At 68.7% G+C, this 13,307-nt stretch carries 10 protein-coding genes; 7 read left to right on the forward strand and 3 right to left on the reverse strand.

Features of this window, described 5'->3' with window-relative positions; genetic code table 11:
* Positions 1-704: DUF5642 family protein (locus ADBZ9K_RS12520; RefSeq protein ID WP_526620970.1), on the forward strand; the 704-nt coding region annotated here is incomplete at its 5' end.
* A 28-nt stretch (positions 705-732) separates the two neighbouring features.
* Positions 733-1,392: a DUF5642 family protein gene (locus ADBZ9K_RS12525; RefSeq protein ID WP_526620972.1), complete on the forward strand. Its 660-nt coding sequence runs from the start codon at positions 733-735 to the stop codon at positions 1,390-1,392.
* A gap of 2 nt (positions 1,393-1,394) precedes the next feature.
* Here the strand turns inward: ADBZ9K_RS12525 and ADBZ9K_RS12530 are convergent, their stop codons facing one another.
* Positions 1,395-1,991: an alpha-ketoglutarate-dependent dioxygenase AlkB gene (locus ADBZ9K_RS12530; protein ID WP_526620974.1), complete on the reverse strand. Its 597-nt coding sequence runs from the start codon at positions 1,989-1,991 to the stop codon at positions 1,395-1,397.
* Between the two features lie 33 nt (positions 1,992-2,024).
* Entirely contained in the window at positions 2,025-2,456 is a 432-nt protein-coding gene (gene soxR / locus ADBZ9K_RS12535; RefSeq protein WP_526620975.1) for a redox-sensitive transcriptional activator SoxR, read from the reverse strand.
* Between the two features lie 47 nt (positions 2,457-2,503).
* Here soxR and arcA point away from each other — a divergent pair, with 47 nt between their 5' ends.
* The 5 genes from arcA to ADBZ9K_RS12560 all read left to right on the forward strand — a co-directional run bounded on the left by arcA (position 2,504) and on the right by ADBZ9K_RS12560 (position 10,999).
* Positions 2,504-3,712, forward strand: coding sequence for an arginine deiminase (gene arcA / locus ADBZ9K_RS12540; RefSeq protein ID WP_526620976.1), 1,209 nt, complete (start codon positions 2,504-2,506; stop codon positions 3,710-3,712).
* Positions 3,676-5,160, forward strand: a complete 1,485-nt coding sequence (locus ADBZ9K_RS12545) for an aldehyde dehydrogenase (RefSeq protein ID WP_526620977.1) — start codon at positions 3,676-3,678, stop codon at positions 5,158-5,160. The genes arcA and ADBZ9K_RS12545 overlap by 37 nt, the downstream gene beginning before the upstream one ends.
* 139 nt (positions 5,161-5,299) lie before the next feature.
* Entirely contained in the window at positions 5,300-7,702 is a 2,403-nt protein-coding gene (locus ADBZ9K_RS12550) for an HAD family hydrolase (RefSeq protein WP_526620978.1), read from the forward strand.
* A gap of 55 nt (positions 7,703-7,757) precedes the next feature.
* The gene (locus ADBZ9K_RS12555; protein ID WP_526620979.1) at positions 7,758-9,500 is read left to right on the forward strand and encodes a flavin-containing monooxygenase; all 1,743 of its coding nucleotides are present in this window, start codon (positions 7,758-7,760) and stop codon (positions 9,498-9,500) included.
* On the forward strand, positions 9,497-10,999 hold the full coding sequence (locus ADBZ9K_RS12560; protein ID WP_526620981.1) for a flavin-containing monooxygenase: 1,503 nt from the start codon (positions 9,497-9,499) through the stop codon (positions 10,997-10,999). Before ADBZ9K_RS12555 ends, ADBZ9K_RS12560 begins: the two co-directional genes overlap by 4 nt.
* Here the strand turns inward: ADBZ9K_RS12560 and ADBZ9K_RS12565 are convergent, their stop codons facing one another.
* A complete protein-coding gene (locus ADBZ9K_RS12565) occupies positions 11,000-13,306 on the reverse strand; it encodes a CaiB/BaiF CoA-transferase family protein (protein ID WP_526620983.1) in 2,307 nt (768 codons plus the stop codon). It abuts the gene before it with no gap.
* Position 13,307: the final 1 nt, after the last annotated feature.

Here is a 13,307-nt window from a genome sequence, read left to right on the forward strand (position 1 = left end):
GCATCCGGCGAACGATCGGTGATATCAAGTCCAACGTGCGGCAGCTCACGGTCTGCCTGATGTCGGCGCTCTGGCTGGCTGCGTGTGCCACGCAGCCGGCCGGCCCGGCAGCGCCGCCGTCGGCGACCAGCACCACGGCCGCCGCGGGTCCGATCAATCCGGCCAACATCAAACGGATCCGGCCGGCACTGCCGGCCGGCTACGAGATCGCCGACGTGTCCGGTCCGGTGAGCGCCGCCGGGATGTGGGGCTTCGGGTCCGGCTGGACCGCCGAACCCCCGCAGTGCGGGGTGCTGGCCGACCCGGCCCCGGCCGACCCGTCCGCCCGGGGCTATTCCGCGTCGGGGCCGGGCGGCATCGTGTACGTCGTCGTCGCGGCACCCGGCCACCCCGCCCCGGACCCCGGGTTGATGGGCGAGTGCGGGCAGTGGACGATGACGTTCGCGCACACCAGCGGAGCGGCGCGGCTCGTCGATGCCCCGCACATCGATGGCGTCGACAGCGTCGCGATGGACGTCGACACCCGGACCGTTGTGGAATCCGGCACCGAGACCGATGGGCAGGCGTCCACGGCGATGGCCTACGCCGGCGACCATGTCGTGTTCGTCACCCTCGTCACCGATCCCGGATCCCCGCATCCGCCGCTGAACTCGCATTTCGTCGGTGAGCTGCTGGTGGAAACGGTGTCAGCCCTGCGCGGCTGAGCGGGCCGGGTTGGGTACATTTGCCACGATGTACACCCCCAGGGCGGTCATCGCGATCCTGTGCGCCGGCCTGCTCGCCGCGTGCGGATCAAGCGGATCGGGGCAACCGAGCGCCGACATCGCCAAGATATCGACGCTGAAGGCCAGCTTCGGTCCGCAGTACAAGATCACCGAGGTGGCCCCGACGGGCATCGACCCGAAACTGCTGACCGCCCAGAAGCTGCCCGACGGCCTGACGTTCGACCCGGCCGGCTGTGCGAAGTTCGCCACCGGGCAGCTCGTGCCGCCGGGCACCGAAGGCAACATGGCCGCCCTCTCCGCCGAGGGCGCGGGAAACCGGTTCATCGTGATCGCCGTCGAGACCAACGCACCGGTGCCGGTCACCGAACCAGGGCCGGATTGCCAGAAGGTCGCCTTCAGCGGCGGTGCCGTGCGCGGTCTGGCCGAGACCATCGAGACACCCACGATCGACGGCACCCAGACCCTGGGCGTACACCGGGTGCTGCAGACGGTGATCAACAACCAGCCCCGCACCGGCGAGATCTACAACTACTCCGCCCACTTCGGCGACTACCAGGTGATTGTCACCGCCAACGCGCTGGTGGCACCCGACAAGCCCATCGTGCCGGTGAACACCCAGCGGGCGCGCGAACTGCTGGTCGCCGGCGTCAACGCCATCCGGGGCTGAGTTCAGCGCACGTCGCGCGGCCGGAACTGGATGCTGATCCGCGGGCCCTTCGGGACTGCCGTCTTGGGAACCGCGTGCTCCCAGGTGCGTTGACACGAGCCGCCCATCACGAGCAGGTCGCCGTGGTGCTGCGGAAGCCGCAGGGACGGTCCGCCGCCGCGCGGGCGCAGCGCGAACACCCGGGTCGCACCGAGGCTGACGATGGCCACCATGGTGTCCTCGACGCTGCTGCGGCCGATGGTGTCCCCGTGCCAGGCGACGCTGTCGGAGCCGTCCCGGTACAGGCACAGCCCGGCGCTGGTGAACGGCTCGCCGAGCTCCCCGGCGTAGATGTCGTTGAGCCGACGCCGCAGTTTGGTCACGACCGGATGCGGTGGCGGTTCGGTGGTCAGGTCGTGGAAGCTGACCAGCCGCGGAACGTCGAGCACCCGGTCGTACATCTGGCGGCGCTCGGCCCGCCACGCGACGCTGTCGAGCAGGCCGGCGAACAGCAGGTCGGCATCCTCGACCCAGGCCGACCGGATGTCGATCCAGGCTCCCGCGCCCAGGTCGCGACGCTCGCTGTGTTCGAACAGCGCGCCTTGAACCGCCACAGACACCCGGCCAGAATATCGCACGTCTGTTCGAACAGGCTAGAGTCGGGCCGCCCCGGGTCCCTGGCCGGCGAGCACGTCCTCGGGATTGGACAGCGCACAGCTGCGCAGGCTCATGCATCCGCAGCCGATGCAGTCGGCGAGGTTGTCACGCAACCGCTGCAGGTGTCCGATCCGCTCGTCGAGGTCCTCGCGCCAGCCCGCCGACAGCCGCGCCCAGTCCCGGCTCGTTGGGACCCGGTCTGTCGGCAACGACGCCAGTGCTTCGCGGACCCGGGCGAGCGGGATGCCCAACCGTTGCGACATTCTGATGAAGGCCACCCGCCGCAGCGTCTCGCGGGCGTACCGGCGTTGATTGCCCGCCGTGCGCCGGCTGCTGATCAGGCCCTCGCGCTCGTAGAAGTGCAGTGCCGAGATCGCTACCCCGGCCCGGCGGGCGAGTTCACCGGGTGACAGTTCCTGCTCGGTCACACCTCAACGATAGTTGAGGTGAGTGGGATGTTGTTACGGTGCTATGTGTGACTGCGACCGCGCTGGGCTCCAACTCCGAGGTCGGGACTCTGCGGGTCGTCATCCTGCACCGGCCCGGCGCCGAACTGCAACGGCTGACCCCGCGCAACAACGACAAGCTGCTCTTCGACGGCCTGCCCTGGGTGTCGCGGGCCCAGCAGGAGCACGACGTGTTCGCCGAGTTGTTGCGCTCGCGCGGCGTCGAGGTGTTGCTGATGGCGGACCTGCTGACCGAGGCGCTGGCCAGTGGTGCGGCCCGGATGCAGGGGATTGCCGCGGCGGTCGACGCCCGGCGCCTCGGACTGCCCCTGGCGCAAGAGCTTTCGGCCTACCTGCGCAGCCTGGAACCAGCCCCGCTCGCGCACGTGCTGACTGCGGGCATGACGTTCACCGAATTGCCTTCGAGCGCCGAGGCCGACACCTCGCTGGTGCGCCGGATGCACCACGGTGGTGACTTCGTCATCGAGCCGCTCCCCAACCTGCTGTTCACCCGTGACTCTTCGTTCTGGATCGGCCCTCGGGTGGCCATCACCTCGCTGGCGTTGCCGGCCCGGATCCGCGAAACCTCGCTGACTGACCTGATCTACGCCCACCATCCGCGCTTCCTCGGTGTGCGGCGCGCCTACGAGTCGCACACCGCGCCGGTGGAAGGCGGAGACGTGCTGCTGCTCTCGCCCGGTGTGGTGGCGGTCGGCGTCGGGGAGCGCACCACACCGGCGGGCGCGGAAGCCTTGGCGCGCAGCCTGTTCGACGACGGCCTGGCGCACACGGTGCTCGCTGTGCCGATTGCCCAGGAGCGTGCGCAGATGCATCTGGACACCGTCTGCACGATGGTCGACGTCGACGCGGTGGTGATGTATCCGGCCATCAGTGACTCGTTGTCGGCCTTCACCATCAAGCGCACCCCGGGCGGGGTGAAGATCTTCGATGAGGCGCCCTTCGTGCGGGCGGCCGCCGAGGCGATGCAGATCGAGCGGCTGCGGGTCATCGACACCGGGCTGGACCCGGTGACCGCCGAGCGCGAGCAATGGGACGACGGCAACAACACACTGGCGCTGGCCCCCGGCGTCGTCGTCGCCTACGAACGCAATACCGAAACCAATGCTCGCCTTCAGGATTCGGGTATCGAGGTGCTGCCGATCGCGGCCTCCGAGCTCGGCACCGGGCGAGGCGGCCCTCGATGCATGTCGTGCCCGGTCGCCCGGGATCCATTGTGACCCAACTGCTCATCGACGGGCGGCTGGTCGACGGCGGCGCGGGTAGGTTTCCCACCCTCAATCCCGCCACCGAGGAGGTCCTCGGAGTGGCGGCCGATGCCGATGGCGCGGACCTGGACCGGGCGATCGGCGCTGCGCGTGCCGCCTTCGACGACACCGACTGGTGCCGCGATGTCGCCCTGCGGGTGCATTGCCTGCGCCAATTGCGTGCGGAGCTCAACGTCGAGATCGAACTACTGCGTGCCGTCACCGTCGCCGAGGTGGGTGCTCCAGTTGCCTTCACCGCGGGCCCGCACCTGCAGGGACCCGTCGACGATCTGGACTTCCCGGCGAGTACCGCCGAAAATTATTCCTGGACAGCTGATCTCGGTGTAGCCAACCCGATGGGTGTCGCCACGGTGCGGGAACTCGTCCGCGAGCCCTACGGTGTCGTCGGAGCGATAACGCCGTTCAATTTCCCGCACCAGATCAACTTCGCCAAACTCGGCCCGGCCCTGGCGGCCGGCAACACCGTCGTGCTCAAACCCGCCCCGGAGACGCCTTGGTGTGCCGCGCACGTCGGGCGGATCATCGCCGAGCGCACCGACTTTCCGCCAGGAGTGGTCAATATCGTCACCTCCGGTGACGCCCGGCTGGGGGAACAGTTGTGCGAGGACACCCGGGTGGACATGGTGTCGTTCACCGGGTCGACCGCCACCGGCGCCGCCGTCATGCGCACCGCCGCGCAGACCGTCAAGAAGGTCTTCCTCGAACTCGGCGGCAAATCGGCGTTCGTGGTTCTCGATGATGCCGATCTGGTGCGGGCCTGTGCCACCGCGGCGGTGGCCGTCGCCCGCCACGGCGGGCAGGGCTGCGCCTTCACCACCCGCCTGCTCGTTCCGCGCGCCCGCTACGACGAGGCGGTCGACGCCGCGGCCGAGGCGATGGCCCGCGTTGCGGTCGGAGATCCCACCGACCCGGCCACGGTGTGCGGGCCACTCATCTCGGCGCGCCAACGGGACCGCGTCCAGAGCTATCTGGACCTTGCGACGGCCGAGGGTGGCTCGTTCGCTTGCGGTGGCGGTCCGCCCGCCGAGCTGACCCGCGGATACTTCATCACGCCCACGGTGATTCGCGGTCTCGACAATGCCGCGCGGACCGCCCGCGAGGAGATCTTCGGGCCGGTCCTGGTGGTGCTGGCCCACGACGGTGACGACGACGCGGTCCGTATCGCCAACGACTCGCCCTATGGGCTTTCGGCTGCGGTGTGGGGCGCCGACGCCGACCGGACCGCCGAGGTGGCGGGGCGGCTTCGCGCCGGTACCGTCAGCGTCAACGGGGGTGTCTGGTATTCGGCCGACACACCATTCGGCGGCTACAAGCAGTCGGGCATCGGCCGCGAGATGGGTCTGGCCGGCTTCGAGGAATACCTGCAGACCAAGGTGATTGCCAGCCTGGTCGATCAGTAGCGCCGGCTCGGCGCCCGGTGCGCCACGGGTTCACCTCCGCTTCACCTTGAACAGTCATCCGGGGGGCGAAGTCGTGATAGATATGCCGCTGATACGCGGCGAATGGCCGGGCCGGGTTCTCGACCGAATGGAGCTGTTGATGGGCACTGCTGTGGGCCGGGTTGGGGGCTTGGCGATTGCGCTGGGTGCGGGTGCCGCGGTGCTGGCATTCATGCCGGTCGCGTCGGCGGACACGACGGAATCGTCGGCCGGGAAGGCGCGGCCCTCGGCGGCGCATGCAGAGCACGCGCGGACCGCGCTTGGCTCACAGGCGCCCGGTTCGACCCCATTTTCATCGCGCTCAGGTGTGCAGAAGTCGACGGCATCGTCGAGATCCGCCAGGCCGGCGGCGCAGCCGCGACTGGCTTCGACCGATCGGGGCCGCCGCGTGCCGGCGGCGGCAGTCACCGATCTTCCAACGCCGGAGACGGTTTGGCGGTTCTTCGTCGGCAACGGGACGGCCGCGCATCCCAATGGCGGGATTGTGATCGGCAATGGCTACAGCTGGGATGCGTCATCCTGCACCTCGATGTGCAACGGCGGCAACGGTGGGCTGTTAGGCAATGGCGGTGCTGGTTACAACGGCGGCAATGGTGGTTCGGCGGGATGGATCGGCAACGGCGGTAACGGCGGAGCTGGAGTCAACGGTGGTGCCGGCGGCGCGGGTGGGGCCGGCGGCCTGTTTGTCGGCAATGGCGGCAAGGGTGGCACCGGTGGCGCCGCCACGGTAGCCGGCGGCAACGGTGGTGCCGGCGGCGGCGGTGGCCGGGTGGGACGAATATCGTTGTGGGGCAACGGTGGTGATGGTGGCGCCGGTGGCGCGGGATCGTCAGGTGGGTCCGGTCAGGCCGGCGGCAACGGTGGTAGCGGTGGAGCGGGCGGGGTAGCCGGATTCTTTGGTGCCGGTGGTGCGGGCGGTTCCGGTGGCGCCGGCTCGGCCCTTGGCTACGGCCTGTCGGCGGGTGTCGGCGGCAGCGGTGGCGCCGGTGGCGATGCGGGCTGGATTGGCGCGGGCGGGGCCGGTGGCTCCGGGGGTACGGGTCAGGCCGGTGGCGCCGGCGGCAGGGGCGGCCTGGTGCTGGGCGATGGCGGTGCCGGCGGCGTTGGTGGTGGGGCGAGCCCCGCTGCGCACGGTGGGGCGGGTGGCGCCGGAGGCAGCGCGGGCCTGTTGTCGCTGTGGGGCAACGGTGGAGCCGGTGGAGCGGGAGGCGCAGGTGGTTTCGGCTTCGCCGGCGGACGCGGTGGTGCCGGCGGCAGCGGCGGGACGGGTGGCGCCCCGGGGCTGTTCGGCGTCGCCGGTGCCCGGGGCGCTGCCGGTGTGACCGGCGTGGACGATACGGTTCCAGCGCTCGACCCATCCGGGTGGACGAGCACCGTCTACCAGAACCTCACCCAGGCCATCAGCCGCGACGCCGGGCAGGGCAAGATCGCCGTCTTCGACTTCGACAACACCACCCAGGCCCGCGACATCAGCGAGGCGATGATGGCCTATGTCCAACTGAACGGAGTCATCGACCCCACCACGTTGCCGACTGCATTGTTCCCCTCGTTCGCCACATCTGACAGTGCCGGTGAAGCGTCCATTACCCAGGGTGTGTACACCTATTACGAGGCCGTGCTCGACTCCCTTGCGAATGATCCATTCGGCGAATATTCAAGCCTGACAATGCCGAGTTCGGTGTTCAACGGATATTCGATCGCCGATTTCCTCGGGGTGACGTCGGCCGTCTACGACAATGGTGCGGCCGAGGCTGATCTGACAACCGGGCAAGAGTCGATGATATTGAGTGCGGGGCAACCCTTCATCTATCCGCAGATGGCCGATTTGCAAGGCAACCTGATCGCCCACGGCTACCAGGTGTATATCGTCTCGGCCGGGATCACCTGGGCGGTGCGCTGGATGGTGCAGAATGCCGAGAATCCCACCATCACTGCCAAGTACGGCGACGGCGCGGCGATTCCGCTTGACCACGTGGTCGGGATCAACACCCTGATGAAGGACACCACGACCGGGCAGATCGTCACCGACTATCAACTTGTCTTCCAGAATCCGGATGAGGACTACATCAATCTCGATCCGCAGAGAATGTCGCAGCTGCAGATTCTGGGCACCCCGGACGGTCTGTCGTCCTGGCGCGGGGGCAAAGTGGGCGCCATCGTCAACTACATCACCCAGGGCCCCATTTCGGTGGGTGATCTGTTCCTGGTGGGTGGTGACTCCACGGGTGACATCGAGATGTTGAACGAGGCGGGCATCCATTTGACGATCGATCGCATGGATCAGCCCGCCCTTGTCGACGCCTTCGTTCAGAATGCCGATTCGTTCCCGGACGGACTGTGGCTGATGCAGCCCACCATCGAAACGGCGCCGGTCGGATTCCTGCCGACACAATGCGTCATGAACACCAAGATCGCCGGATACCCGAACCTGACTCAATCGGTCGCCGAGTCGATGGCGGCATTGGAGGGCTCGGGACGAATGGGGTCATTCGGGGCCTGCTAGCCGACGGCCGAAATCCGGCTGATCGCCGACGTTGCCCACATATAGTGCGGACAACGTGATTGATCTGCCCTTCGACCCCGATGAACTGCGCGCCCGTTACGCCCGCGAGCGCGAGGTCCGGCTGCGCCCCGACGGCATCGGCCAGTACGTCGAGGTGGCGGGCGACTTCGCGGGATTCGCACGCGACCCGTGGTCGGGCGAGCCGGAACCCCGCGACCGGCTGACCGATGAGGTCGACGTCGCGATCATCGGCGCCGGATTCGGCGGACTGCTGACCGGCGCGCGGCTGCGCGAGCGCGGGGTGGACAGCATCCGGTTGATCGACAAGGCCGCCGACGTGGGCGGCACGTGGTACTGGAACCGTTACCCGGGCATCGCCTGTGACGTCGAGTCGTACGTCTACATGCCGTTACTGGAAGAGGTCGGCTACCTGCCGACCGAAAAATACGCCAAGGGCCAGGAGATCCTCGCCCACTGCCGCCGCATCGCCGAGCACTACGACCTCTACCGGGACGCCTGCCTGCACACCGAGGTGACGCAGATCCGGTGGGACGAGCGGCTGTCACGGTGGATCGTGGCGACCGACCGCGGCGATGCCATCCGTGCCCGGTACGTCGCGATGGCCAACGGCTACCTCCAGAAGCCGAAGCTTCCCGGCATCCCCGGGATCAGTCGGTTCGGCGGACACATGTTCCACACCAGCCGCTGGGATTACGCCTACACCGGTGACAACCTCGAACGGCTGGCCGACAAGCGAATCGGCATCATCGGCACGGGGGCGACCGCGGTGCAGTGTGTGCCCCACCTGGCTTGCGCAGCGGGCCAGCTCTCGGTGTTCCAGCGCACACCGTCCTCGGTCGACGTCCGGAACAACCAGCCCACCGACTCGCACTGGGCGGCCGCGCTGACACCGGGCTGGCAGCGCCGCCGCATCGAAAACTTCCAGCAGCTCACCGCGGGCGGGGAGGCCGAGGAGGACCTGGTCGCCGATGCCTGGACATCGATCACCAAGACCCTGCTGGTGCTCAACGACGGTGAGCTGGCCGATTTCGCCAAGATGGAGGAGGTCCGGGCCCGGGTCGATGCGGTGGTCGCCGATCCGGCCACCGCCGAGGCGCTCAAACCCTGGTACGGCTACTTCTGCAAGCGGCCCTGCTTCCACGACGACTACTTGGCGACCTTCAACCGGCCCAACGTGACTCTGGTCGACACCCATGGCCGCGGCGTGCAGTGCATCACCGAACGCGGGGTGGTGGTCGACGGGGTCGAGCACGAACTCGACTGCCTGATCTTCGCGACCGGATTCGAGGTCGGCACCGAGTACGCGCGGCGCACCGGGTTCGACGTGGTCGGCCGCGACGGGCTCACACTGACCGACAAGTGGAACGAGGGCGTGCGGACGCTGCACGGCCTGCTGGTGGCCGGGTTCCCGAATCTGTTCGTGGAGAGCATCGCCCAGTCCGGATTCACGGTGAACTTCCCCTACCTGCTCGACGTGCAGGCGTCGCACGTCGCATGGATCATCGACTGGGCGCTGTCCCACGACGTCATCAGCCTGGAGCCGACGCCGGCGGCCGAGGCCGCATGGGTCGACACCGTGCTCGTCCGATCGGCCGGTACCGCCGACCGGGCCCGGGCGTGCACCCCCGGCTACTACAACCGGGAAGGCCAGGCCAACACCCGAACCCGGCAGGGCAGCTTCTTCTACGGCGCACCAACCGAATACGGTGACCTACTGCGGTCGTGGCGCGACGGCGGCCTCGACGGACTGGACATTCAGCGGAGCGATCCCCGGTGAGCAACCGTTACCTGGCCGGCCGTCTCAGGGCAGCCGCTCGCCGCGGTCGCTCGCCGCGGGTGGCGATCATCGGTGCCGGTTTCGGCGGTCTGGCCGCGGCGGTGGCGTTGCGCCGCATCGGCATCGACGATCTGGTCATCGTCGAGCGCTGCGACGGTGTCGGCGGAACATGGCGCCTGAACACCTATCCCGGCGCGGCCTGCGACATCCAGAGCCATCTGTATTCCTTCTCCTTCGCGCCCAACCGCAACTGGAGCCGGACCTATGCCCATCAGCCCGAAATCCTGGCCTACCTGGAGTCGGTGACAGACCGGTTCGACCTGAGGCGACATCTGCTCACCGATACCCGTATGCGCGCCGCGCGCTGGAACGAGCACACCCAACGGTGGGACCTTGACCTTGAATCCGGCTCCAGCGGAATCAGTTTCGGATTGACGGCCGACGTGGTGGTCAGCGCGGTCGGCTTGTTCGGGGAGCCCAAGCTGCCCGACATCGATGGTCTGCGCGAGTTCGGCGGGACCGTCATGCACACCTCCCGGTGGGACCCCCGCGCCGACCTCGGCAACCGCCGGGTGGCGGTGATCGGCACCGGAGCCAGCGCGGTGCAGGTGGTCCCCGAACTGGCCAGGGTGGCCGCCGAGGTGACGGTCTTCCAGCGCACCCCGCCGTGGATGGTGCCCAAGGACGACCGGCCGTTCAGCGCCGACGAACGCGCCCGGTTCCGTCGCAGCCCGTTGGCGGCCCGCTGGGAGCGGTGGCGGTTGTGGAAGGAACAGCACGACAACACCGCACTGCGTCTCGACGATCCCTTGGTCACCGGCCGGCAGGGGATCGCCGAAGAGTTCCTGCGCCGCAGCGTCGATGATCCGGCGTTGCGTGCGGCCTTGACCCCGGACTACCCGTTCCGGTGCAAGCGGGTGCTGCTCGGCGGCGACTATTACGCCGCCCTGCAGCGCGACAATGTGCGACTGGTCACCGAACCGATCCGCGCGATCAGCGGCGGCGCGATCTGCACGGCGCGGTCGGCCACCGATGTCGATGTCATCGTGGCGGCCACCGGGTTCCAGACCGACCGCTATCTGGCGGGCATCGAGGTGACCGGTGTCGGAGGGCAGTCGCTGCATCAGCGGTGGGGCGAGGATCCGAGCGCCTACCTCGGTGTCGCGGTGAGCGGGTTCCCGAGCTTCTTCATGCTCTACGGGCCCAACACCAACCAGGGCGGCAACTCGATCGTCTACATCCTGGAGGCTGGTGCCAGGCTGGTGGCCGACGCCGTCGGCCGGCTCGCCCGCCGGGGCGGAACGCTCGAGGTCCGTCCAGACGCCGAGCAGCGATTCAATGCCGAGATCTCCGCGGAACTCGAGCACACGGTATGGACCCAGTGCGGCAGTTACTTTCGTTCGCCGAGTGGCCGGATCGTCACCCAGTGGCCCTATACCGAGATCGACTACGCGCGGCGCACCTGGCGGTTGCGGTCACGGGATTGGGTCCAGCGGTAGTCACATTCCCAACGGCCAGGATCCGATGACCGCCTCGCCCTCCAGTCGGGCCAGTTCCTGATCGGTCAATCCCAGTGAACCACCCAGGATTTCGCTGTTGTGCTGGCCGAGAAGCGGGGCCGGGCCGGTGACGAAGTCACCGACGACCGGCGGCCGGGGATAGGCCAGCGGACCGCACAGCGGGTGGGTGTGCGTCTGGAAGAAGCCGCGGGCCCGCAGCGCTGGGTTGTCGAACACATCGGGCGGTGACAGCACCGGCGCGGCGGGAACCCCCGCCGCCAGAAGCGCGGCCACGGCGGCGTCACGGGGTTGCGTCGTGAACCAGCCTGCCAGCGCGGCGTCGATTCGGTCGGCTGACTCCGCGGTGTAGGGCATCCGGCCCCAGTCGGATCTCCCGAGAGCTGTTGTGAGGGAATGCCAGTCGCCGGCATGGCGGAGGCTGACGGCGATCCACTGGTCGTCATCGGCGCAGGCATAAACGTTTTGGACGGCGAACTCGTGGCCGCGGTTGCCCCGGCGCGTCAGCACGACGCCGGTGGCATCGTGCTCGATGACCTGCAGCGCGCTGGCGTTGAGCACCACCTCGATCATGGGTACTTCCACCAGCTGCCCCAACCCGGTGCGGCGCCGGTGCTCCAGAGCCGCGATGGTGAGGAAGGCGGCGTGCACGCCGGCCAGCGGATCGCAGGCGCCCCGCGGCGCGGTGGGCAGGCCGTCGGGGTATCCGGTGATCCAGGCCAGGCCGGCGAGTTGTTCCATCGTCATCGCGAAGCCCACCCGGTCCCGCCAGGGGCCGTCGAGCCCGAAGCCGGGCATCCGGACCTCGATAATCTGGTCGTTGAACCCCCGCAGCACGTCGTAGCTCAGCCCGAAGTTATCCATCACCCTGGGGGTGAAGTTCTCCACCACCACATCGGCTTGGGCGACCAGGCGTCCGAAAAGCTCACGGCCCGTGTCTGATTCGAGGTCCAGGGTGACCGACCGCTTGCCGGAGTTCACCCCGTGGAACACCCAGCTGTATTCCCACCAGCGTTCGACGTCGTCGCGGAATCCGCCGGCGAAGCGCATCCCGTCCGGGCGTTGCACGGACTCGACCTTGACCACGTCGGCGCCGAGCATGGCCAGCAGATGGGTGGCCGACGGGCCCGCCCAGAATGCGGTCAGGTCCACCACCTGGACCCCGTCGAGCGGCAGGCCGGTGATATCTGACGTGGGTCGCTCGCGGCCCGGCCACAGCGCCGCCGGGTCTGCCCCGGCTAGCGGTGGGGGCGGTGCCGGCGGCACCGGCTCGGCGCGGCTCATCCGCCACGGTGCCCGCGGCGCACGGAATCCGCCGGGATGGTCCACGAATGACCCCCGCGCCACGAAATGGTCCATCGCGGGCAGGGTTTCGCCGTTGCCGATGGCCGCCATCGGGATCCGGAACAGCGCGGCCAGTTCGACGATCTCCTCGACGGTGTGCGAGGTGAACCACTCGGCGGTGCGGGACCGGATGAGGTCGCGCTGCTCCCAGCGTCCGACCTGGAACCGCAGTTCGGGGATGTCGGCCAGGTCCGGGCACTCGACCATGGCGCAGAAGTCCTGCCACTGCTGACCGGTGGCCATCGAGACGCCGACGTAGCCGTCCTTGGCCCGTTCGACCGAGGGCACCTCGGTTGACCGCCCAAGCACCTCGAGCAGCATCAATTCCCTACGCAGCCAGGAGAACACCTGCATCGAGGTGGTCATGGCCTCCAGTACAGACAGGTCGAAGCGTCGGTTGCCGGCCCGGTGCGCGGCCAGCGCGAAGAAGGCGGCGTAGCTGCCGGCGATGAATTCGCCGAGGTCGCCGCCGACGGCCACCGGGGGACGGCCGGGCTCACCGCGCGAGCCCGTCGACCCGCACCACGCCTGCAGGGTGAACTCGGTGGCCGCAACGTCGGTCCACGGACCGGTCCAGCCGAAGTCGGAGACGGTGACGATCGCGGTGGTGCGTGCCAGAAGCGCCAATTCGTCGGTACCCAGGCCCAGGGCGGCCGCCTCGGAAGGGGTCGCGCCGAGGATCACGACGTCGGCCGAATCCAGGTGTTCGGGCCGAATCCGGTCGGTGGCGACGCTGCGTTTGCCACCGGCCAGGAACGCGAAGAACGGGCTGTCGGTGTCGCTGGGCCCGACGCCGGTGGGCCGCAGGCGCCGCAGCCGTTGGCCGGCAACGGGTTCCACCATCACCACGTCGGCCCCGGCGTCGCGCAGCAGCTTGCCGCAGTAGGCGGTGGCGAGCCGGTCGCCGATCTCAACGACCCGCAGACCCGATAACGGAGATGGCATG

It is taken from the genome of Mycobacterium sp., from assembly GCF_965229265.1.
Classification (GTDB): Bacteria; Actinomycetota; Actinomycetes; order Mycobacteriales; family Mycobacteriaceae; genus Mycobacterium.